Source organism: Paratissierella segnis, assembly GCF_014385195.1.
Taxonomy (GTDB): Bacteria; Bacillota; Clostridia; order Tissierellales; family Tissierellaceae; genus Paratissierella; species Paratissierella segnis.
Genome location: NZ_JACRTG010000025.1, coordinates 1 through 21,759, shown reverse-complemented (window position 1 = coordinate 21,759; position 21,759 = coordinate 1). Strand labels below are relative to the sequence as shown.

Genomic DNA, 21,759 nt, shown 5'->3' with positions numbered 1-21,759 from the left:
TTGAATATTGAAAAGATTTAATAATAAAGTTGCGGTAGTAACTGGAGGAACGAGTGGAATTGGACTTGCTGTTGTAAAAGATTTACTTACAGAAGGAGCAAATGTCATAATGTCAGCTTCTGATAAAGTGCGTGGATTGGATGTTGAAAAAAAACTTCAGGAATATCATGATAGAGTCAATTTTTTTTGTTGTGATGTAAGTAATGAAGGAAATGTAAAAGAATTATTTCGGTATGTAAATGATATGTTTGGCCGCTTAGATATCTTACATAATAATGCAGGGGTATCTATGGGAAGTAATTTAGAAAATACTACTAGCGAAGAATGGGAAAAGACATTAGATGTGAATTTAAAGGGCGCATTTTTATGTTCAAAATATGCTTTAAATATGTTGAAAAATAGTAATTCGGGGGTTATTATTAATACAATTTCTGAGCTAGGTATTGTAGCTACAAAAAATTGTATTGCTTATTTATGTTCAAAAGGAGGGCTTATACAGCTTACTAGAGGCATGGCTTTAGAATTGGCACCTTATGGTATTAGGGTGAATGCAGTATGTCCAGCAAGCACAGATACACCTATGTTTCATGCAGATATGGATAGTGATGGCAATTATGAGGAAAATGTTAAGAGATTAGTTAAGTCTTATCCATTGGGGAGAATAGCTAAGCCGGAAGAAATATCTCCAGCGGTGTTATATTTAGCGAGTGAAGAAGCTTCTTTTATAACTGGGCAGTATATTGTTTTGGATGGTGGATTTACTATTCAATAATAACTGATGGAAATTTGTATGGGGTATTAATTGGTAGGAGTATTAACTATTTATAACTCCTAAATTAGTAGAATAATTTGCATTTATTAGGCGCATTCATAGTAAAAATTAAATATTTAATTAACAAAATTAAAAGTTATAAACAATGGAGGAGACTAATGATACTTGATATAATAATCCATGGTGGATATGTCATTACTATGGAGGGAAAAGGAACTGGAGTAATTAACAATGGTTCAGTAGGGATTAAAGGAAATACAATTGTTGCTGTAGGGACTACAAATGATATATTGGAAAAATATACTGCTCATAGATATATTAATGCTCATAATAAAGTGGTTATGCCTGGATTTATAGATTGCCACATCCATACTTCTGATACTATTGTTAGAGGGGGGTGTCAAGATATTGATAATTGGATGGAAGATGGAATTTGGCCTTTGCTTAGTCGAGCGGATGATGAGGATCTTGTTGCAGGGTCTATGGTCAATATAATTGAAGCAGTAAAGGCTGGTACAACTACATTTTGTGATTATGAAACGCCAATGCTAAAATTGATTCCAAATCATATAAAGGTGGGAACTAGACTTGTTGCAGCAAATATGATTAATGAATTACCAACTAATGTAAAAAAGATTCCAGGAGAACCATACCCTTTAGATCCCGCTGTAGGGCAACATAAATTGCAGGATAATATTAAGATGATTGAACAATACCATGGATATAAGGACAACCTAGTAACATGTATGTTTGGGCCTCAAGCCGTTGATATGTGCTCTACTGAGCTGCTAATAGAAATAAAAAATTTAGCAGAAAAATATGATGTAGGCATTCATATGCATCTTGCACAGGGAGATAGAGAAGTTATTCAGGTTAAAAAACGTTATGGAAAACGCTCAGTAGCCTACGCACAGGAATTAGGACTTCTAAATGAACGTCTCTTGGCTATTCATATGACTTCAGCTACTGAAGAAGAAGTTAAGATTGTTGCTGAATCTGGTGCGGGAATGGTACTTTGTACAGGAAGCATAGCAATATTAGGTGGAAATCTTCCTCCAGCAGAGGAATTTGGAAAATATTCTACTAGGATAGGACTAGGAACAGATCAATCACCGGGTAATAATTGTAATAATTTGTTTAATGAGATGAAGTTTACTTCAATTGCACATAAGTACAAACATAAAAATGGGACTGCATATCCTGCTTGGAAGGTAATGAGAATGGCAACCATTGAAGGAGCCAATGCATTAGGAATGGGAGAGATTATTGGTTCACTTAGGCCGGGTAAAAGAGCGGATATTATTATGATAGATATGACATTTCCAAATCTTTCTCCTATTATGGATTGGCCTATTAGAAATATTGTACCCAACTTAGTATATGCTGGACGAGGAAATGAGGTTGAAATGGTTATTATTGATGGAAAAGTAATTGTTGAAGATTACAAGATATTAACTGTAGATGAAAAAAAGGCAGTTGAACATATAAACCAATGTGCTAAGAAGATATGCATTGAACTTGAAAAGGACAAAAAAAATTATGATTTACCGCTGGCTAAATGGACAAGAGAAGGATATCAATAGCAAAGTAGGAAAGCTTATGAATGTTGATATGATTATTCTTGGTGGGTATATTATTACTATGGAAGGAGTAGATGAAACGAAAATTATTATGCAAGCTAATGATGCTGCCAAAAGAATTAGCAGAGACTTGAAAAGATCAAAATGGTCTGCAGATTTACCTTTAGCCAAGTGGACAAGTGAAGATAAATATTAATAGTCTAATCAAGATAATTAAGAGGTAGATTTATATGAATAGAAATAGCAAGAAATTAAGTTTAAACCAAGCTAGGATTTATCTAACATTAACTGCAATAGGCTATAGTACAGCAGGTGTGGCATTTAAGTTGGTAGATTGTCCTATGGTGATAAGTGGGCTTAGGGGGATAATTGTACTTACTTTTGGAGCAATTTAGCTCCAGGGCATTTAATTGGTAATATGTTTGCATTACTGAGTGGAGTACTTATGGCAATGATGACTGTTTATGCAAAATACTCTAAAACAAATATACAACATTATTATATAATTTCTAATATTATTGAGATAATTATTGGAATGCTTTTTATGGCTCTAAATCCACCTACCTTTACATTTCACTCTATTATTGGTATATTAATATTGGGAATTTTTTCATTTGGAATTCCACAAATCTTATTTGCAAGAGCAATTAAGCATACAACCCCTATTGAGGCTTCAGTATTGCTGATGTTGGATCCAATTTTAAATACTTTGTCAGTGATCATATTTATAGGAGAATGACCAAGTTTTTGGGCTATGATTGGTAGTATTATTGTAATTCTTGATGTAATATTATGGTGTGCTTTAGGCAGTAAGGAAAGCAACAAATTGCCAAAGGATAATTTGTATTAATATTGTTAATATAATTTTTTATAACATATGCTCTATGCATAAAGATTAATTCTTATGAAATAAAATTAGAAGTTGGTGAGGGAATATGAGCGATCTGTTATTAGATGAAAAAGTTTTAATGCAAACAGGAGTATTTTCAAACAGAATGGAGATGCTAAATTATCTTTTATTGAAGGCTGTTTATGAAAAAAATACCCCGGTGGGTTCTTGGATTTTAAGGGAAGAGATAAGTAATTATGGAATTGATTTAAGTACAGCTACGATAGGACGCTACTTAAAGGAGTTGGATTACAAGGGATTTACTCTCTTAGAAGGAAATCAAGGGCGGATATTGACTCAAGATGGAAAATTATTGTTAGATGAAATTGAAGATAATATTGCGAATGTTTTAATGCGTGATAAATTAACGTTAGATATTAAGATAACAAAATATGATGAACTTATTGATCTATTGAACGTGAGGCAGATCCTGGAGACAGAAGCAGCACGCTTAGCTGCGATAAATGCAACAGATAGTGAAATAGAGCTGCTTCGTGAATCCTTAGAAATTCATAGGACATGTGTAGAAGACAATCAGGATCCGACAGAGCCTGCATTGGATTTTCATGCTATGATAGCAGAAGTTTGTCATAACAAATTCATTTATGCATTGTTAAATGTATTAATTTTTGAAGAAAAAAGAATAGAGTCTGATTTTGAAACCCTCACTACTCGTGAACGAGGCGGAATTTATGTGAAAGAGCATGAAAAGATCACTGAAAAAATTGAGACAAGAGAATCCAGACAGGCTGCCTATTTGATGCAAAATCATATTCAAGAGTTAATCGATACTATTAAGGAACAGGCATATGAAGATTAAAAATAATTTATGTTTATATATGTAAGATGGTTTTAATATATTTTTAAAATTAATAGATTAATATTTTTGGAGGTGTTGTTTATGAATAATTCCGCACTAAATCCTGCAAAATTATTTGTGCGACCTAAAGAAGAAAGATTTCAAGATTCATATCGTAGATGGCAAGGGATACCTTCTATTGAGGTAACAAAAAAAGGCCGTATTTTTATAAACTTTTATTCTGGGCAAGATGCTGAAGTTGGCGGAAATATAATGGTTTTATGTGTTAGTGATGATCAAGGGAAGACTTTTAGGTCCTGTGAGGCTGTAGTTGAGCATCCGGATCCTGAATGTCGTATTTACGACCCTTGCTTATGGATTGATCCTTTTGGTCGTCTTTGGATGACCTGGACACAGGCAAGAGGATTTAATGACGGCCGTAGCGGCGTATGGGTTTCGATTTGTGATAATCCGGATGAAGAAAATCTCCAATGGTCTGCTCCCAGAAGGATTGCTAATGGAATTATGATGAATAAACCTATAGCTACAAGTAGAGGAGAATGGCTTTTCCCTTGTGCTATTTGGTGCAATACAAGCGGTAGTGTGCCAAGTGAGGATCATGGCTTGGAAAATGAACAATTTTCTAATGTATATGCTTCCGAAGATGAAGGAAAAACTATTTTATTGCGAGGCAGCGCGGATGTTCCTAATCGTAGTTTTGATGAACATATGATTGTGGAAAAGAAAGATGGTACATTGTGGATGTTAGTACGTACTTTTGATGGAATTGGAGAAAGTTTTTCAACAGATGGTGGGTATACATGGACATTAGGACGTAAAAGCCATATTGACGGACCTTGTTCAAGATTTCATATTCGCAGATTAAAATCTGGTCGCCTTTTAATGATCAATCACAATAATTTTAATGAGCGTATTGATTTAGATGATATTATGAATCAAGGCAACGTAAAAAAATGGAAGGGACGCAGTCATTTAACAGCGATGCTTAGTGAAGATGATGGCGAAACTTGGCCTTATAAATTATTGCTGGATGAACGAAATGAGGCTTCATACCCCGATGCTAAAGAAGCTGATGACGGTTATATTTATGTAACATATGATTGGGAGAGAGTTAAAGAACGGGAGATATTGATGGCTAGATTTACCGAGGAAGATATAATAAAAGGAAAGATTGAAAGTGAAGGAAGGCTAAGCGTTGCTGTAAACAAGGCTCTTGGGCAACCTGATATTCAGTAATAACAATAAAAATTGGATGCCATGGCGAGCTATAACTCGCCATGGCCTATATTTGCATATTTATTTTAATATAAAATTGCCTTCAATTTTTTACCTTCAATTGTTTAATTAAGATAGATAAAATGGAAATAAATATAAATGAAGTCACTGTAATTTTTGCTGAATTTACAAGTACTGATAACCAATGTTCAAAATCAGTAGGGATGGTAAAGTTAGATGTATTGAAGGTTGTCGATAACATTCCTTTATATTTGAATATATACAGTAAATATGTATAAAAAGAAGCTAATGCTCCATGAAAAAACTTGGATACAAGATATATCTTTGAATTTATATCCGTGTTGCTTATAAAGCTTAATGCTTGACTGTGAATAGAGAATCCACCCCATCCTATGAGAAAATTTAATATCAATATTTTATTGATTAATTTGATATTTAAACTGGATATCATTTTACACCCATTGGTAAGTTCAATAATACCTGCAACTATACCTTTCAATATTTCTATATCCACGAACGTAACCTTGGATACTATATTAAGAATTGAATTAAATAAATTGGATTTAAACATAATATTTATTATCACACTGTAAATGATTACAAACCCACCGATCATAAGCATAGAATCAATACCATCCTTTATACATCCGGATATTAAGGCTCCAATTGAATTATTTGTGGTTTTGAGATTATAAACATCATGTTCTATAGAGGATTTATCATTTTTTTTATAAAATCTAAATATTAAACCAATTGTAATTGCTCCTAAATAATGGGGGATTAGAATTAAAGGGCTTAGTTCAGGTGCGTTTAACATTCCCGTTAATACAGTACCAAGCAAGAATAACGGTCCTGATGTAGAGGAAAAACTTATGAGTCTGTCCCCTTCAATTTTTGTTATAAGGTTGTTTTCTCTTAAGTTTGAGGTAAGTTTGGCACCTACGGGATATCCGGATATCATACTTATTGAAAATGGGAAAATACCAATACCCGAAACATTAAAAAGTGGCTTCATCAATGGTTCTAAGAATCTTCCGAATAAGTCCATAAATCCAAGTGATATAAGTAAATTGGATATTATGAGAAAAGGAAAAAGAGATGGCAAAAGAAGATTTGCCCATATGTCCAATCCTTCCTTTGCACTTTTTATACTTAAACCGGGATTTCTAAATATTTGAATCATTATTAATATGAGTAGGATTATAAATATATATTTCAACTTAAACGACTTTTTCTCTTTCATAAAACAATTCCTCCCCTTATTATTAGAATTTGCTCATATAATCTATATATATGATAGGGGAGATGATATTATTTTGTTTTGATATAAGGGGAAATTAAAAAATCCATATTAACCAAAGGTTTTTTAGGGCTTAAACCTAAGAAAAATAAATTAGTTGCTTTTTCTTCTGCTTTTAACATTTTTTTAACATAAATATCTTCTATATATTTGGAATCTGCAAATTTTGTAATAATTGGTACATTGGATGATTCTTTAATTCTGTTTATCAGTTCCAGCCCCTTTTCATTACTTCCCAAAATTCTAACATATGAAGGAGATTTTTTGTAAATTTCTTTGATAGTATATCCATATAGATCGTTTAAAAGATGTATAAATATCCTTTGGATTCTGGTCTTAGGGTACCTTCTTGTCTGTATGCTATCTATTATAATATTTATATCGCTTGAAAGACTGCCCTTATCCAAGACTCTATTTTCCAGTCCGTTTTCCATATCCATAATTTCCAACATATTTTCTTTGGTGGAAGTTCTTAGTATATATTGGAATATTTCATTGTAATTTTCTAAATAATTGAAGTGATTATATCTGTTGTAGAATCCTTCTAATTCAAGAAATGTTTCATTTGGGACATAATCTTTAATTGATTCTAATCCATCTTCCTGTATTCTTTTTCTGATAGCTGTAGCAGAAGCTATTGTAGTGGTGATATTTTCATCCTTATAGTCATTACCTTGTCTTTTTATTGCAATAGGTTGTATAGAAGAATTCAGCCTTTCCAATGCCTTCATATATTCTATAGCTAAAATATTGTTGGATTGCTTTAGTAACTCACTATAGTTATATTGATTATCAGTAAAATATGAGCTCAAGGACAAACTCCGAGCTTCTGAAAAGGATAAGCCTAAGTTTAAATATTTTTTAAAAATTTCTTTATAAATAATTGGCTCTTTGTTTAAAACTGTTACTATTTTTTTCAATGGCTCGATTTGCCCTGTTTCACTTCCAAATGCCAAGTAATCAACAATGCCTAAAGAATTAAGTATATTCACTCCACCATAGGCAAATAATTCCGCACTTTGCACTGAATAAATAAATGGCAGCTCAATGACCAAATCAACTCCATTTTCAATTGCTATTTTTGCCTTTGTCCATTTATCAACTAGTGAAGGTTCACCTCTTTGTACAAATGAGCTGCTCATTGCAGCAATACTGTGAGTTGAATTAGTTAATTTTTTTGCTTCCTCTAAGTGAAACTTATGACCGAAATGAAAAGGATTATATTCAGTAATGAAACCTACAACTTTCATAATTTCCTCCAAAATCTTAATTTTATTTAATATCTTTTTAATGGAAACCTTTTATATTATAACATATATTTTATTAATAATTGCAGAAACTATAGCAAATACTATTCGATAACCTGTTGATTTTTTAACACAAATATAATACTATATGTTATAGTTAATGATAAAGATACAGGAGGAATGATAATGAACATATTAGTAATAAACTGCGGCAGTTCTTCTTTAAAATATCAATTGATTGATATGAAGGAAGAAACGGTTCTTGCAAAAGGTTTGGTTGAAAGGATCGGGATCGAAGGCTCAAGGATTAAACATGATACTACAGGGAAGGAAAGAGTTACAATTGAAGAGCCCATGAAAGATCATAAAAGAGCTTTAGAATTGGTTTTAAACGCAATATTAGATAAAAACTATGGTGCAATCTCATCTTTGGATGAAATAGCAGCAATTGGACATAGGATCTTACATGGAGGAGAAGATTTTGTTCAACCAGCTTTAATTACTAATGAAGTTATTGAAGCTATAAGAAAAAATATAGTATTGGCTCCGCTTCACAATCCTGCAGGACTTATGGGAATCGAAGCGTGTAGAGACTTGATGCCTGATACACCAATGGTTGTAGTTTTTGATACTGCTTTCCATCAAACAATGCCGGCAGAAAACTATATCTATCCGATTCCATACGAATACTATGAGAAATACAAAATAAGAAGATATGGATTTCATGGAACATCACATAAATATGTATCTCTAAGAGCTGCTGAAATACTTAATAAAGATATTAAGAATTTAAATATCGTAACATGTCATTTAGGAAATGGATCTAGTATTGCAGCTGTAAAAGGAGGAAAATGTATAGATACATCTATGGGATTGACTCCACTGGAAGGATTGCCAATGGGAACAAGGTCAGGAGATATTGATCCTGCAATAATTCCGTTTATTATGGATAAAGAAGGTATAACTACTTCTGCAGAAATAAATGATTTTTTAAATAAAAAATCAGGTGTTTTAGGCATATCAGGTATCAGCAGTGATTTTAGAGACTTGGAAGATGCTGCTGAAGCAGGAAATGAAAGAGCAAAATTGGCACTTAATATATTCTGCAACGGGGTAAGAAAATATGTAGCAGCATATGCAGCTCAGATGGGCTCCATAGATGTATTGGTATTCACTGCAGGTATCGGTGAAAATTCATCTTATGTACGTGAAAGGTCATGTAAAGGGTTGGAGTGTTTAGGTTTAATAATAGACCATGAATTAAATGATGTAAGGGGAAAAGAAGCAATTCTTTCAAAAAATATTGTGGGGCCGACTATAATGGTTATACCTACAAATGAAGAATTAATGATAGCAAGAGATACTTTGGATATTGTTAATAATAGATAATTCTTGACAAATTTATACCGCCTTTATATAATAATGTTTGTTAGTTTATGAGGTGAAATAAATGATTTTAGACATATCAAGTTTTCTGAGTGGTGAAGAGATAGTTTTTAATGTTGAAGGAGAGCTTGAAAATAAAGACATAGGTAAAAATTTAGATGACGAGTTCAGAATTATTGGACCGATTAAATTTAAAGGAAAAATTTTCAAGGCTGATGTTGAGCGTCTTATTCATTTAAATATTTTTTATAAATATGAAACTAAATGTGCAAGGTGTCTTCAACCCACGATTAAAGAAATTGAAACTGCATTAGATGCAAAACTTGAAGATTATAATGGGAAATATAATGATGATTATGAAGAATTAGAAGAGACAGTCTATTATGATGATGATCTTTTAGATCTAGAGGATTATATTTATAATGAGGTTATAAGTTCCCTCCCTATGAAAACCCTTTGTCATAAAGATTGTAAGGGTTTGTGCCCTAAGTGCGGGGCAAATTTAAACACAGAATCTTGCGATTGTATACAGGAAGAGATAGATCCAAGATTGGAAAAGTTAAAAGATTTTTTTAAGAATTAAGGAGGTGTTTTTGATGGCAGTACCAAAGCGTAAAACTTCTAAGGCTAGAAGAGACAAAAGACGTGCCTCTTCATACAGATTAAATAAGGCTACTGTTGTAGAATGTCCACAATGTCATGAGCCAAAAGAACCTCATAGAATTTGTAGAAACTGTGGCTATTATAAAAACAGAGAAGTTATTTCAGTTGATTAATAAAAAGGGATAGTGATACAAATTCACTATCTTTTTTGTTTTAGTAAATTTTGTATAAGTTATTGATTTTTGTGGCATTGTCATATATATTAAATATCAGTGGCTTATACATGAACAGGGGGGATAAAATTGAAGATAATTGTTGATGGTATGGGCGGAGATAATGCTCCAAGTGAAATTGTCAAGGGTGTAGTAGATGCTGTTAATGATTTTAACATAGAGGTAATTCTTGTAGGAAAGGAAGATATTATAGAGAAAGAATTAACTAAGTGCAAATATCCTGAAGACAAAATTGAGATACTAAATGCAACTGATGTTATTACAAATGAAGATGATCCGTCATTGGCTATACGAAGGAAAAGGGACAGTTCTATGGTTGTCGGGCTTAAAGCATTGAATGAGGGTTTAGGAGACGGTTTTATATCTGCCGGAAGTACAGGAGCGCTATTAGCCGGAGGATTATTTATCGTTAAACGCATTGAAGGTATAGAAAGGGCCGCTTTGACCACTATTTATCCAACAGGAAAAGGAGTTTCACTTTTGGTAGATGCAGGTGCCAATGTAGACTGCAAACCCGAGTATTTAAAACAGTTTGCAGTTATGGGATCAATATATATGGAAAATGTTATGGACAGGAACAATCCAAAAGTAGGACTAGTCAATATTGGTGCAGAGGAATCAAAAGGCAATCAGCTAACAAAGGAAACATTTAATCTATTAAAAAAATCCGACATCAATTTTATTGGGAATATCGAAGGAAGGGAAATACCATCAGGTAATGCCGATGTTATTGTGGCAGATGGATTTGTTGGCAATATAGTTTTAAAGCTTACTGAAGGAATGGCTATTTCTATATTTGATTTATTAAAATCTGCATTTTATGAAAATACTAAATCCAAAATCGGAGCATTATTATTAAAACCTCAGCTTAAAAATATAAATAAAATGATGGATTATAGAGAATATGGCGGAGCACCACTATTGGGAACAAAGATGCCGATTGTAAAGGCTCATGGAAGCTCTGATGCACTTGCCATTAGAAATGGAATAAAACAACTCATGGATTTTGCTGAAAAAGATATAATTAAAATTATTGAAGAGAATATGAGTTTAAAGAATTAAATTAATTAGGAGGATGTTTTTATGATAAAGGACAAAGTTTTTGAACTAATTTCAACACAATTTAATTTAGATGAAAGTGATATTGATTTAAGCACTTCATTTAAGGATGATTTAAATGCAGATTCACTTGATTTAGTTGAATTGATTATGGCATTAGAAGATGAATTTAACTTAGAAGTAGAAGATGAAGATGTTGATTTAATAAAAACAGTCGGAGATGCCATTGATTATATAAAAAAGGCAATAGGTGATGAATAATTATTTTAGACGGTATTTTATACCGTCATAACATCATCACCGCGAACCATTGGAGGAATTGATATGCATTTAGAGCTTTTAGAAAAGAATTTGAATTATAGATTTAAAGATATTGATCTACTTAAAACAGCTCTTACTCATAGTTCCTATGCAAACGAGAATAAGATGCACGAAAGTCAATGTAATGAAAGATTGGAGTTTTTAGGTGATGCTGTACTCAATTTGCTTGTAAGTCAATATCTATATAAGAAGTACCCATTCTATCCGGAGGGGGAATTGACAAAGATTAGGGCTAAGGTAGTATGCGAGTCTTCTTTGGCAATTGCTGCCAGAAAGATAGATTTAGGCAATTTTCTTTATCTTGGAAAAGGCGAAGAAGTTACCGGCGGCAGAGAAAGAGAGTCAATTTTAGCTGATGCCAGTGAATCTATAACGGGTGCTATTTATATGGATAGTGACTTTGAAACTGTTACAAGGCTTCTTCTGGATAAGTTTGAAACCGATATTGTTGCTGCTGTTGCAAAGGGAGATTTGTTTACAGACTACAAAACCCAGTTACAAGAAAAGCTTCAAAAGGTTACTAAAGGGAAAATTGAATATATAGTAACAAAGGAAGAAGGTCCTGATCACAATAAATTATTTTATATGGATGTTTGTATCAATAAGAACGCTATTGGCTCAGGCATTGGCAGAAATAAAAAGGAAGCTGAACAGATGGCAGCTAAGGAAGCATTGATATTGATGGGTGAAGATTATGACTAAACACTATATTATTCCTATTTTTGTCCCCCATTTTGGTTGTCCGCATGATTGCATATTCTGCAATCAAAAAAAGATTACAGGACTCAATACAAATGTTAAACCTGAAGAAGTAGAAAATATTATAGAAGATTATCTTAGGCTTTTTAGAAAAGACTCATATATTGAAGTTGCTTTTTATGGTGGAAGCTTTACAGCTATTGATATAGATATTCAAAGTGAACTTCTGGAAATTCCCTTCAAATATAAGACACAAGGGATGATAGATGCTATAAGATTATCCACAAGACCTGATGCTATAGACAATAAAATCTTGGATAATCTCAAAAAATATAGTGTGGATACCATAGAATTAGGTGTGCAATCATTAGATGAAGAAGTACTTAATGCAAGTGAAAGAGGACATACAGCCAAAGATGTATATAAGGCTTCAGAGCTTATTAAGAAATACGGATTCAATCTGGGACTTCAAATGATGTTAGGACTCCCGGAGGATAACTTTGAAAAGTCCTTGTATACCTGCAGAGAATTTATTAAACTTGATCCATTCAATGTGAGGATTTACCCTACATTGGTAATCAAAGGTACTTTCCTTGAAGAACAATGCTTACATGGCAAATATAGGCCTTTAAGCATAGAAGAAGCTGTGGAAGAATCCAGTATATTGTTGATGTTATTTTATATAAATGATATCAATGTAATAAGGGTGGGATTACAACCTACCGAAAACATCCAAATGGGAAAGGATGTAGTAGCAGGCCCATTTCACCCTGCTTTCAGACAGCTTGTTGAAAGCAATATTTATAAGATAATAATCGATTTTTATTTATCTATTAATGATATAGAAACAAAAAACAAGGAACTGATATTGGAGTTAAACAGCAGATTAGTATCGTTCATCGCAGGGCAAAAATCATCTAATACTATTTATTTTAAAAATAGATATAAATTTAGAAATATAAAAATTTATGGAAATGATTTTGATTTAAATGAAATTGCGATAAAACTTGATGATTTTTATGATAAAATAAATATAAAATCTCTAATGAAGTCATATTTAATGGAGAATTCATTGGTATAATAGGTTTCCTATAGCTTGGAAGCCTTTTTAAAACGAATAGAGAAGCTAATGGGGTGTTGTGATTTGTACTTAAAAAAAATAGAGATACAAGGCTTTAAATCCTTCGCAGATAAGACCGAGATAGAATTCACAGAAGACATTACAGCTATTGTTGGACCAAATGGCAGCGGCAAAAGCAATATTGCTGATGCTATAAAATGGGTGCTTGGAGAGCAAAGCGTGAAAAGTCTTAGGGGTAATAAGATGGAAGACGTAATATTTTCCGGAACTGATAAAAGAAGAGCGGTTGGTTTTTCTGAAGTTGCGATTACTTTTGATAACAACGACGGTGTAATTCCCATAGATTATTCTGAAGTGGAAGTTACAAGGAGAATGTTTAGATCCGGTGAAAGCGAGTATTACATAAATAAAAACTCTTGTAGATTAAAGGATATTAGGGAGCTATTCATGGACACAGGTGTCGGCAAAGACGGATATTCTATAGTTGGACAAGGCAAGATAGATGAAATATTATCCAATAGACCTGAGGACAGAAGAGGTGTATTTGAAGAAGCAGCTGGTATTGTAAAGTACAAAACAAAAAAAGAAGAATCAGAAAGACGTTTAGAGAAAACAGAAAACAATCTTGTGAGGATTAAGGATTTACTTCATGAGATATCAAGCCAGAAAGATATATTGGAACAGGAGTCCGAAAAGGCTTTAAAATTTACAAGATTATATTCTAGACTTAAAGACCTTGAAATTAACCTTTTTATAAGAGATTATAAAAAAATAAATAAGCAAATAGAAGATGCAAACACCGAGAAAGAAAAAATAATAACACAGGTAAATATATTAGAGGAAGAAAAAGATGCTATTGACGGAAAATATAATAAATTAAAAGAAACTGTTCACAATCTTGAATCAGAAATTGAAGAATCAAGAAGCATTAAATTTGATACAGTCAAACTCTTTGAAAATAATAGAAACAAAATATCTTTATTAAATGAAAAAGAAAAATATCTTAATTTAGATTTAGAAAGATTAAAAGAGGAAAAGATAAAGCATATTGAGTCTTTAGGAAATTTGCACAAGTCTAAAGATGAGTTAGATAAAGAAAAAGGAATAATAAAAGAAAATTTAAATTCAATAAATGCAGAATATGAATTCAACAAAGAAAAATTGGAGCAAATGAACGATTATTTATTGGAAATTGAAAGAAAATCAAATTACGATAAGGATCAAATGATTAATATTTATAACAAGCTTTCTGACAAAAAAAGCGAAATTAATTCAATTAATTCATTTAAAGAAAATATAGATAAGAGAATTAATCAATTAAATAAAGAAGTTGAAAATACTAATAGAAGCATATTGGATTTGGAAAAGAGATATGATGAACTTGTAAATTCAGAAAGTGAATTGAAACGAGAATTAGAGATTAGCAGCGATAATTTAAAGGAGCTGGATGTAAAAAAAGGTACCATATTGAATAAATGCAACAACATTAATGACGAAATCAAAAAGAATGAAATTAAACTTCATGGACTTATTTCCAATTACAATTTATATAAAAATATGGAAGAAGGCTATGATGGGTATTATAAAAGTGTAAAGGGATTACTCCAAGGAGCAAAGAAAGATTTGAGCCTTAATAAAGGCTTAATTGGAGTAGTGTTGGAACTTTTTACTGTAGATGTAAAATATGAGAGAGCAATTGAAGTTGCCTTAGAATCGAGCGCTCAACATATTGTGGTTAACGATGAAAATGATGCAAAGAAATTGATTGAATACTTGAAAAAGCAAAGGCTGGGCAGAGCAACATTTTTACCAAAGAATGTCATTAAGGGAAAAACTATAAGCCTTAACCCTAAGGATAAAATTGATTATAATATATTGGGACTTGCCAGCGACCTTATTACCTACGAAAAAGAATATCAAAATATCTTTGAAAATCTATTGGGTAGAATTATAATTGTAAAGGATTATGATAGTGGAATTAAGCTTTCGAAAAAATATGAACACAATTACAGAATTGTCACATTAGAAGGTGAAGTCATAAATATAGGCGGTTCTATTACCGGAGGAAGTTCCGGGAACAATTCCATAAGCATTATTAGTAGGAGAAATAAGATAGCAAGCCTTAAAGCCGAAATTGATAAAAATAATCAATATATTGGAGAGCTGGAAAATGAGAAGTCAAAATTAGATGAGGAATTATATAGAATAACGCTCTCTTTAACTGAATTGGAGCCCAATATAAAGAAAATTGAAATGGACTTATTTAGCAATAAAAACAGCAAAGATAATTGTTTAAATGAGAAGATTAAGCTAAGTGAAGAAATTGAAAAAAAGGAACAGGAAATCAGCACCCTTGTAAATGAAAATAAAGATTTTGAAGCCAATTCAAGTAAATTAAAATTGGCTATAAATGAATATGAAAAAAATATTGAAGATATAAAGGGAAAAATTAGTGGTAATTCAAAAGAACATGAAAACAATAAAATTTCAAGGGACGAATTAGAAGGGAAAGTTACAGATTTAAGAATAAAGATAAATGCATTAAAAACCAATCTTCAAAACATGAATGATAAGGAAGAAAGTTTTAATTCAAATAAAATTGAAATTGAAGATTTAATTCAAAAAAAAGATGCTTTAATTTTAGCTATAAATGAGGAATTAAAAAATCTAAAGAGCAACCGACTAAGCCTTGATGAAGAGATTAAAAATCAAGAAAGAGAAGAAGAAGCTACAACCAGCAAATTAAATGATTTGTTAAAGAAGAAGGACAATTTTATGAAGACCTTTTATGATGAGCAAGATCGGTTAAAAATCGTGAATAATAAACTTTCTGAATTAGAAAAGTTGAAAAACAATTTGGAAGTAAAACTTACTAAGTATGAAATTCAACTTGAAAATAGCAGAAATAAGATTTATGATGATTATGGAGTCTCAATTGAGGAAAGTTCAAGATATGAAATTGAAATTAACAGTATACAAGATGCTCATAAAGAAGTCGAAGAATTGAAATTGGAAATTAAGAATCTAGGGAATGTCAATATAGATGCGATAGAGAGCTATAAAAATACAAAGGAGAGATTGGAATTTTTAACAAATCAGCATGATGATCTAATAGAGGCAAAAGATAATCTCGAAGAAGTTATAAAAGACATGGAAAAGAAAATGAAAAGCAGATTTTTGGCTACTTTCCAAGAAATAAATAAAAACTTCTCTGAAATATTTAAAATATTATTTAGTGGTGGAAAAGCCTATTTGGAAATTGAAGAAGGCGATGATATTTTAAATGTAGGAATAAATATTAAAGCACAGCCTCCGGGGAAAAAATTACAAAATTTAACGCTTTTATCAGGAGGAGAAAAATCTCTTACTGCTGTAGCATTGTTGTTTGCAATACTTAAGGCTAAGCCAGCTCCTTTTTGTATACTAGATGAAATTGATGCTGCTCTTGACGAGGCGAATATCAATAGGTATACTAGTTATCTAAAGGATTTTTGTAATTCTACTCAATTTATATTGATAACTCATAGAAAGATTACGATGGAAATTGCCGATGTATTATATGGCATTACCATGGAAGAAGAAGGGGTAAGTAAGCTAGTATCAGTAAAGCTTAAAGATAATATGGATAATATGGCTAGTTAGGGTGAGAAAAATGTTTAATTGGTTTAAAAAGAAGAAAACAGAAAAAGAAATAGAAATAGAAGAAGCAGGGGAAATTGATGACTCTCAATTTGAAGAAGAAGCTGTTGAAGAAGTTGAAGAAATCATTGAAGGGACCCAAACAGAGAAGAAAACAAATTTTTTTGAAAAGCTTAAGGGTGGACTTACAAAAACTCGTAAAGATATGTCAAACAAAATAGAAAATATCCTTAGTTCTCATAAAAAAGTTGATGACGAGCTATTTGAAGATTTGGAAGAAGTTTTGGTCACTGCTGATGTTGGCGCAGCAACTACCATGGAGCTTATAGATAGATTAAAAGCAAAAGTAAAATCGGAAAAAATTAATGATCCTATGGAAGTTAAGGAATTATTAAAGGATGAAATTAAAAGCCTTATGAAAGAATCAGTTGATGACAATGTACTATCGATTGAACCTACGCCTGCTGTTATCTTGGTAGTTGGTGTTAATGGTGTGGGAAAGACTACCACTATAGGGAAGCTGTCTTATAGTTTTAAAAAGGATGGTAAAAAAGTCCTTATAGCCGCTGGAGATACCTTTCGAGCAGCTGCTATTGAACAATTAGAGGAGTGGAGTAAACGTTCAAAAGTAGAATTTGTGGCTCATAATGAAGGCGCAGACCCTGCTGCAGTCATATATGACGGAATTCAAGCTGCAAAAGCAAGGAAAACAGATGTGCTAATCTGTGATACTGCCGGTAGACTACACAACAAATCAAATTTAATGAATGAGCTAAACAAAATATTTAGGGTCGTAGACAGGGAATTTGGAAATGCAACTAAAGAGATTTTGTTGGTTCTAGATGCAACAACTGGTCAAAATGCAATCAATCAGGCAAAGGTATTTAAAGAAGTAGCTAATATTACCGGAGTTGTTCTTACAAAACTTGACGGGACTGCAAAAGGCGGAGTAATCATAGCACTGCAGGCTGAATTGAGACTTCCGGTAAAACTTGTGGGAATTGGTGAGGGTATTGAAGACTTGCAGCCATTTATAATAGATGATTTCGTTGAAGCAATATTTGGTTAAAATTTATTATATAGGAGGTAAAAGAAATGAAGGATTTAAAATTATACTATATGGAAGGATGTCCATATTGTAATAAGGTCAGAAAATATATGAAGGAACATGATATTGATGTAGATATGGTGGATATTCATGCAGATAAAAGCAATGAGGAAGAATTAATAAAATTAGGGGGAAAAGATCAAGTCCCAATGCTCTTAATAGATGGTAAGCCGCTTTATGAATCAGATGATATAATTGGATGGTTTAAAGAAAATAAATAATATTAAGCAAATCTCTCAAAATCCCACATTTCTCAGGTACGCTGATGTGGCTCAGAGGCAGAGCAGCGCACTCGTAATGCGCAGGTCGTGGGTTCAAATCCCACCATCAGCTCCAATTGAAAGATGTGTTTATAAGTTTTCATAAAGAGTGTGCCGGTGTGTTGGAATTGGCAGACAAGACGGGTTCAGAGTCCGTTGCTTGAAAGGGCGTGTGGGTTCAAATCCCACCATCGGCATCAAAATAAAACATGGTATGTTATTAGAAGTATTTATTATATGAAAGAGGTGGTTATATGTTTAGAGAAATGCGTCGTAAAAAGCAGGTATTATCCTCACAAGAATGTATTGAGATTTTAAATAGTGGAACATCCGGTGTATTGGCAGTATTAGGGGATGATGATTACCCATATGCTGTTCCGGTTAGTTATGTATATCATGATGATAAAATTTTCTTTCACGGTGCTAAAAAAGGCCATAGAGTGGATGCTGTCAGGAAAAATCAGAAAGTTTCTTTTTGCGTAGTTAATAAGGATCAAGTGGTGCCCGATGAATATACCAATTATTTTAGAAGTGTCATAGTCTTTGGAAAAGCTCACATTATGGAAGATGAATTAGAAAAAAGAAATGCAATCAATATTCTTTCTAAGAAGTATGCACCGGATCACGATGAAGAACATCGTCAACAGGCAATTGACAGGGAGTATAATGCTACATGCATGATAGAGCTTAAGATTGAGCACATGAGTGGTAAGGAGGCAATTGAACTGGTTAGAAGCAAAAATTCTCAAACCAATTAGTATATTAATTATTTTAGTTTTCATAAAGAGTGTGCCGGTGTGTTGGAATTGGCAGACAAGACGGGTTCAGAGTCCGTTGCTCGAAAGGGCGTGTGGGTTCAAATCCCACCATCGGCATCTAGTTATAAGCTACATTTTTGTTGGTATTAAACCAATGGAAATGTAGCTTTTGTTATAACGAATAGGAAAGTTCTACTTTGATTAAAGTAATAAAGAACTTTTCGTAAATGAGTTCCAAGAAAATCTACCTTAACGCATCGCTGGATGCCTTTTTTTATATTTGTTATAGGTATAAAAATATTATCCTTATCAGAACAAATGTTTGCAATACCATGTTATTTAGGATACAATAGAGAAAAAGGAGGGGGCAAAAATGGTACAAGTGGAATTTACAAATAAGCAAGCTCGACACTTCATTCTTTTAAAACAGGGGTTAATAGGGGATTATAAATTTACCGAAGAACAGGGTATATGTGATTATATTAAACAGGCGGGCTGCATCCAATTTGACCCCATCGATGTCTGTGGGAAAAATTCTGAGTTGGTATTACAATCTAGAGTGGAGGGATTTTCTAAAGATATGTTATATAAGCTTTTATACATAGACAGAAAGCTCGTGGACTATTTTGATAAAAATATGTCTATTTTTAGTATAGATGATTGGAAGTATTTTTCAAAGCAGCGAATTAATTATGGACAAAATATCAGAAGTAAGGATCAAATAGATGCTGTTAGAGAAGAAATAAAGGAAATTATTAGAGAAAAAAATTTTGTGTCTTCAAAAGATATTAATTTTAATAAACAAGTTGATTGGTATTGGAGTCCTACCACTTTATCCAGAGCAGTGTTGGAGACTTTGTATTTTGGGGGTGAGCTTATTATTCATCATAAAAAGGGAGCAATCAAGTATTATGCACTTACTGATGAATATATTCCTGATGAGGTATTGAATGCTGATAACCCCAATATAACACAGGAAGAACATTTAGAGTGGAATATATTAAGGCGTATTGGTTCAATAGGAATACTTTGGAACAGAGCATCAGATGCATGGCTTGGAATTGGCGGCTTAAAAGCATCCGATCGAAATATTATATTTGAAAAATTATATAATAAAGGTAAAATTATCAAAGTCATTGTTGATGGCATAGAAGAGAATTTTTATTGTTTATCAGAAGATAGGTCTTTAATTGAAATTGTATTGAATAGCGATAATTTTATGAAACGAACTGAATTTATCGCACCTCTTGATAACATGCTATGGGACAGAAAATTGATCAATAAAATATTTGATTTTGAATATAAATGGGAAATTTATACGCCTATTACACAACGGAAATATGGGTACTATGTATTACCCATTCTATCTGGAGATAGTTTTGTCGGAAGGATAGAGGTCATAAATGATAGAAAATCAAGGCGGCTTATAGTTAAGAATTTTTGGCTTGAAAATGCTGATTATTGCTATGATGGGCTTAATGAGAATATCATAGATTGTATTAGAAGGTTTGCTAGGTTTAATGATTGTAAAGATATCAAATTTGAACGTAAAACTCGAAATGGTATTTGCTAAACTTCGTAAATCTTATATTTCGGAACGTTGTAAAAAATACAGATATTAAAGTTTCAGAAGAAAAACAAGCTTCCTTAGATGTTATTTTTTCAGATGATACTTATATTTATTTTTAAAAGAAAACTTGTGCTATATAATTTACCTAAACAAAAAATTTACAATATTATTACAATTAATCGGAAATGGGTCAATGTATTCTATAATATGGTATTATTAAAGTGATAAAATAAATAATAATCATGTTTAAATATATGGTGAAAGGCTGTCATGCATTATGAAATATAAAGGAAAATCTAAATGGACGTTTGTGTTGACATTTGTTTTAGCGTTCCTGTTAACAAGCTGTGCTGTCGCTTTAAGCTCCGGCAATAAAATTAAAGCTGAAAACAGTGCGCTTAAATGTGCTTCAGCACAATATACAAGTGATAAAGCAGCAGAAGAGAAAGTCAGTCCGTTTGTGGGATATGTAAAAGATGGAACCATTGACACTTTTGACGTTTACACAGAAAAGGGCGGAACCTACATCATCAGTCTGCCTATGTTATTATTTGATGACTTTCCTGCAAGCGACTACATGGAACCTGGTTGGATGAATGTTGATGTTTACTGCGGTACTATCGATGACTTCACATGGGCGGTAGTCTGCACTGGACCATCGTTGGGATCTGGAAATGCGAATGTCTGCACTTCTACGGACGGCGGAGTGACTTGGTGGGTTGGTGACAAGTTTGCAATGTATCCGGGAACAGTGACCGGAGCCGGTTTTGCATCTTCAGAAGTTGGCTTTATGAGTTATCGCTACTTTACTGATCAAGGACCTGAAATCAGTCGAACACTTAATGGAGGGAAAACTTGGGAACGCATGATGGTAGATATACCCAATTATATGAATGAATACTGTTTTACTCCGCTTTCTCCTACTTTTCAAGAAGAGTATGGCAGATACCCAATTGAGCTTTACAGTGATGATAATTTTACTTCAGTTCTATATCTTACGACGGAGGATGGTGGGCTGACATGGCAATGGGTAGAGCAAGATGAATTGTAAGCTGTGAATTTAATCAAATGACTTCAATGAGCAATCTGGTAATATGTCAAGATAAAAAAACAAATAAAAACAAAAGAAATGATTAAAAAAGGGCAAAATTAATAGAACCTCTTAAATTCAAAGAAAAAAACAGGATAGAGAGAAAAA

22 protein-coding genes and 3 tRNA genes are annotated in these 21,759 nt (G+C 32.6%); 23 read left to right on the top strand and 2 right to left on the bottom strand.

The genetic code is table 11. The features are described from left to right. The first annotated feature begins 7 nt into the window (after positions 1-7). The 7 genes from H8707_RS10340 (at position 8) to H8707_RS10310 (ending at position 5,297) form a co-directional block, all read left to right on the top strand. The gene (locus tag H8707_RS10340; RefSeq protein ID WP_262430066.1) at positions 8-772 is read left to right on the top strand and encodes an SDR family NAD(P)-dependent oxidoreductase; all 765 of its coding nucleotides are present in this window, start codon (positions 8-10) and stop codon (positions 770-772) included. A gap of 158 nt (positions 773-930) precedes the next feature. Beyond that, positions 931-2,355, top strand: coding sequence for an amidohydrolase family protein (locus tag H8707_RS10335; RefSeq protein ID WP_262430065.1), 1,425 nt, complete (start codon positions 931-933; stop codon positions 2,353-2,355). Beyond that, the gene (locus tag H8707_RS10330) at positions 2,312-2,548 is read left to right on the top strand and encodes a hypothetical protein (protein ID WP_262430064.1); all 237 of its coding nucleotides are present in this window, start codon (positions 2,312-2,314) and stop codon (positions 2,546-2,548) included. Before H8707_RS10335 ends, H8707_RS10330 begins: the two co-directional genes overlap by 44 nt. Before the next feature lie 34 nt (positions 2,549-2,582). Continuing rightward, positions 2,583-2,747 (top strand): hypothetical protein, encoded by a 165-nt coding sequence (locus tag H8707_RS10325; RefSeq protein ID WP_262430063.1) that lies wholly within the window; start codon positions 2,583-2,585, stop codon positions 2,745-2,747. Between the two features lie 23 nt (positions 2,748-2,770). After that, the gene (locus H8707_RS10320) at positions 2,771-3,091 is read left to right on the top strand and encodes an EamA family transporter (protein ID WP_262430062.1); all 321 of its coding nucleotides are present in this window, start codon (positions 2,771-2,773) and stop codon (positions 3,089-3,091) included. Between the two features lie 196 nt (positions 3,092-3,287). Continuing rightward, positions 3,288-4,061, top strand: coding sequence for an FCD domain-containing protein (locus H8707_RS10315; protein WP_262430061.1), 774 nt, complete (start codon positions 3,288-3,290; stop codon positions 4,059-4,061). 81 nt (positions 4,062-4,142) lie between these two features. After that, positions 4,143-5,297: a sialidase family protein gene (locus H8707_RS10310; RefSeq protein ID WP_262430060.1), complete on the top strand. Its 1,155-nt coding sequence runs from the start codon at positions 4,143-4,145 to the stop codon at positions 5,295-5,297. Positions 5,298-5,379: 82 nt separating this feature from the next. Here H8707_RS10310 and ylbJ read toward each other — a convergent pair whose 3' ends face one another. Together ylbJ and H8707_RS10300 are read right to left on the bottom strand one after the other, a co-directional pair. After that, complete coding sequence (gene ylbJ / locus H8707_RS10305; RefSeq protein WP_262430059.1) at positions 5,380-6,540, bottom strand: sporulation integral membrane protein YlbJ; 1,161 nt, start codon at positions 6,538-6,540, stop codon at positions 5,380-5,382. 68 nt (positions 6,541-6,608) lie between these two features. Further along, positions 6,609-7,847 (bottom strand): nucleotidyltransferase, encoded by a 1,239-nt coding sequence (locus H8707_RS10300; RefSeq protein WP_262430058.1) that lies wholly within the window; start codon positions 7,845-7,847, stop codon positions 6,609-6,611. Between the two features lie 183 nt (positions 7,848-8,030). Between H8707_RS10300 and H8707_RS10295 the strand changes: the two genes are divergently transcribed. The 16 genes from H8707_RS10295 to H8707_RS10220 all read left to right on the top strand — a co-directional run bounded on the left by H8707_RS10295 (position 8,031) and on the right by H8707_RS10220 (position 21,612). Next, positions 8,031-9,233, top strand: coding sequence for an acetate/propionate family kinase (locus tag H8707_RS10295; RefSeq protein ID WP_262430057.1), 1,203 nt, complete (start codon positions 8,031-8,033; stop codon positions 9,231-9,233). A 61-nt stretch (positions 9,234-9,294) separates the two neighbouring features. After that, positions 9,295-9,813 (top strand): YceD family protein, encoded by a 519-nt coding sequence (locus tag H8707_RS10290; protein WP_262430056.1) that lies wholly within the window; start codon positions 9,295-9,297, stop codon positions 9,811-9,813. Positions 9,814-9,826: 13 nt separating this feature from the next. Beyond that, entirely contained in the window at positions 9,827-10,006 is a 180-nt protein-coding gene (gene rpmF / locus H8707_RS10285; RefSeq protein ID WP_262430055.1) for a 50S ribosomal protein L32, read from the top strand. 129 nt (positions 10,007-10,135) lie between these two features. Next, positions 10,136-11,128: a phosphate acyltransferase PlsX gene (gene plsX, locus H8707_RS10280; RefSeq protein ID WP_262430054.1), complete on the top strand. Its 993-nt coding sequence runs from the start codon at positions 10,136-10,138 to the stop codon at positions 11,126-11,128. Positions 11,129-11,149: 21 nt separating this feature from the next. Next, positions 11,150-11,386, top strand: a complete 237-nt coding sequence (acpP, locus tag H8707_RS10275; RefSeq protein WP_262430053.1) for an acyl carrier protein — start codon at positions 11,150-11,152, stop codon at positions 11,384-11,386. Positions 11,387-11,449: 63 nt separating this feature from the next. Next, positions 11,450-12,148: a ribonuclease III gene (gene rnc, locus H8707_RS10270; RefSeq protein ID WP_262430052.1), complete on the top strand. Its 699-nt coding sequence runs from the start codon at positions 11,450-11,452 to the stop codon at positions 12,146-12,148. Next, positions 12,141-13,226, top strand: a complete 1,086-nt coding sequence (locus H8707_RS10265) for an elongator complex protein 3 (protein WP_262430051.1) — start codon at positions 12,141-12,143, stop codon at positions 13,224-13,226. Before rnc ends, H8707_RS10265 begins: the two co-directional genes overlap by 8 nt. Before the next feature lie 63 nt (positions 13,227-13,289). Continuing rightward, positions 13,290-16,868, top strand: a complete 3,579-nt coding sequence (gene smc, locus H8707_RS10260; protein ID WP_262430050.1) for a chromosome segregation protein SMC — start codon at positions 13,290-13,292, stop codon at positions 16,866-16,868. A 10-nt stretch (positions 16,869-16,878) separates the two neighbouring features. Continuing rightward, positions 16,879-17,934 (top strand): signal recognition particle-docking protein FtsY, encoded by a 1,056-nt coding sequence (gene ftsY, locus H8707_RS10255; protein WP_262430049.1) that lies wholly within the window; start codon positions 16,879-16,881, stop codon positions 17,932-17,934. Positions 17,935-17,960: 26 nt separating this feature from the next. Next, positions 17,961-18,194: a glutaredoxin family protein gene (locus tag H8707_RS10250; RefSeq protein WP_262430048.1), complete on the top strand. Its 234-nt coding sequence runs from the start codon at positions 17,961-17,963 to the stop codon at positions 18,192-18,194. 40 nt (positions 18,195-18,234) lie between these two features. Then, positions 18,235-18,309 (top strand) — tRNA-Thr (locus tag H8707_RS10245). 37 nt (positions 18,310-18,346) lie between these two features. Next, positions 18,347-18,430 (top strand) — tRNA-Leu (locus H8707_RS10240). Between the two features lie 57 nt (positions 18,431-18,487). Continuing rightward, positions 18,488-18,991: a pyridoxamine 5'-phosphate oxidase family protein gene (locus H8707_RS10235; RefSeq protein ID WP_262430047.1), complete on the top strand. Its 504-nt coding sequence runs from the start codon at positions 18,488-18,490 to the stop codon at positions 18,989-18,991. 33 nt (positions 18,992-19,024) lie between these two features. After that, a tRNA-Leu gene (locus H8707_RS10230) sits at positions 19,025-19,108 on the top strand. A 256-nt stretch (positions 19,109-19,364) separates the two neighbouring features. Continuing rightward, on the top strand, positions 19,365-20,564 hold the full coding sequence (locus H8707_RS10225) for a winged helix-turn-helix domain-containing protein (RefSeq protein ID WP_262430046.1): 1,200 nt from the start codon (positions 19,365-19,367) through the stop codon (positions 20,562-20,564). A gap of 574 nt (positions 20,565-21,138) precedes the next feature. After that, positions 21,139-21,612 (top strand): beta propeller repeat protein, encoded by a 474-nt coding sequence (locus H8707_RS10220; RefSeq protein WP_262430045.1) that lies wholly within the window; start codon positions 21,139-21,141, stop codon positions 21,610-21,612. The last annotated feature ends 147 nt before the right edge of the window (positions 21,613-21,759 follow it).

Coding starts and splice junctions, on each gene's coding strand:
- rpmF (WP_262430055.1), top strand. CDS start 9,827: ATGGCAGTACCAAAGCGTAAAACTTCTAAGGCTAGAAGAGACAAAAGA.
- rnc (WP_262430052.1), top strand. CDS start 11,450: ATGCATTTAGAGCTTTTAGAAAAGAATTTGAATTATAGATTTAAAGAT.
- ftsY (WP_262430049.1), top strand. CDS start 16,879: ATGTTTAATTGGTTTAAAAAGAAGAAAACAGAAAAAGAAATAGAAATA.
- H8707_RS10320 (WP_262430062.1), top strand. CDS start 2,771: ATGTTTGCATTACTGAGTGGAGTACTTATGGCAATGATGACTGTTTAT.
- H8707_RS10300 (WP_262430058.1), bottom strand. CDS start 7,847: ATGAAAGTTGTAGGTTTCATTACTGAATATAATCCTTTTCATTTCGGT.
- H8707_RS10295 (WP_262430057.1), top strand. CDS start 8,031: ATGAACATATTAGTAATAAACTGCGGCAGTTCTTCTTTAAAATATCAA.
- H8707_RS10290 (WP_262430056.1), top strand. CDS start 9,295: ATGATTTTAGACATATCAAGTTTTCTGAGTGGTGAAGAGATAGTTTTT.
- H8707_RS10335 (WP_262430065.1), top strand. CDS start 931: ATGATACTTGATATAATAATCCATGGTGGATATGTCATTACTATGGAG.
- H8707_RS10265 (WP_262430051.1), top strand. CDS start 12,141: ATGACTAAACACTATATTATTCCTATTTTTGTCCCCCATTTTGGTTGT.
- H8707_RS10310 (WP_262430060.1), top strand. CDS start 4,143: ATGAATAATTCCGCACTAAATCCTGCAAAATTATTTGTGCGACCTAAA.
- H8707_RS10235 (WP_262430047.1), top strand. CDS start 18,488: ATGTTTAGAGAAATGCGTCGTAAAAAGCAGGTATTATCCTCACAAGAA.
- H8707_RS10220 (WP_262430045.1), top strand. CDS start 21,139: ATGGAACCTGGTTGGATGAATGTTGATGTTTACTGCGGTACTATCGAT.
- acpP (WP_262430053.1), top strand. CDS start 11,150: ATGATAAAGGACAAAGTTTTTGAACTAATTTCAACACAATTTAATTTA.
- H8707_RS10315 (WP_262430061.1), top strand. CDS start 3,288: ATGAGCGATCTGTTATTAGATGAAAAAGTTTTAATGCAAACAGGAGTA.
- ylbJ (WP_262430059.1), bottom strand. CDS start 6,540: ATGAAAGAGAAAAAGTCGTTTAAGTTGAAATATATATTTATAATCCTA.
- H8707_RS10330 (WP_262430064.1), top strand. CDS start 2,312: ATGATTTACCGCTGGCTAAATGGACAAGAGAAGGATATCAATAGCAAA.
- H8707_RS10250 (WP_262430048.1), top strand. CDS start 17,961: ATGAAGGATTTAAAATTATACTATATGGAAGGATGTCCATATTGTAAT.
- H8707_RS10225 (WP_262430046.1), top strand. CDS start 19,365: ATGGTACAAGTGGAATTTACAAATAAGCAAGCTCGACACTTCATTCTT.
- H8707_RS10325 (WP_262430063.1), top strand. CDS start 2,583: ATGAATAGAAATAGCAAGAAATTAAGTTTAAACCAAGCTAGGATTTAT.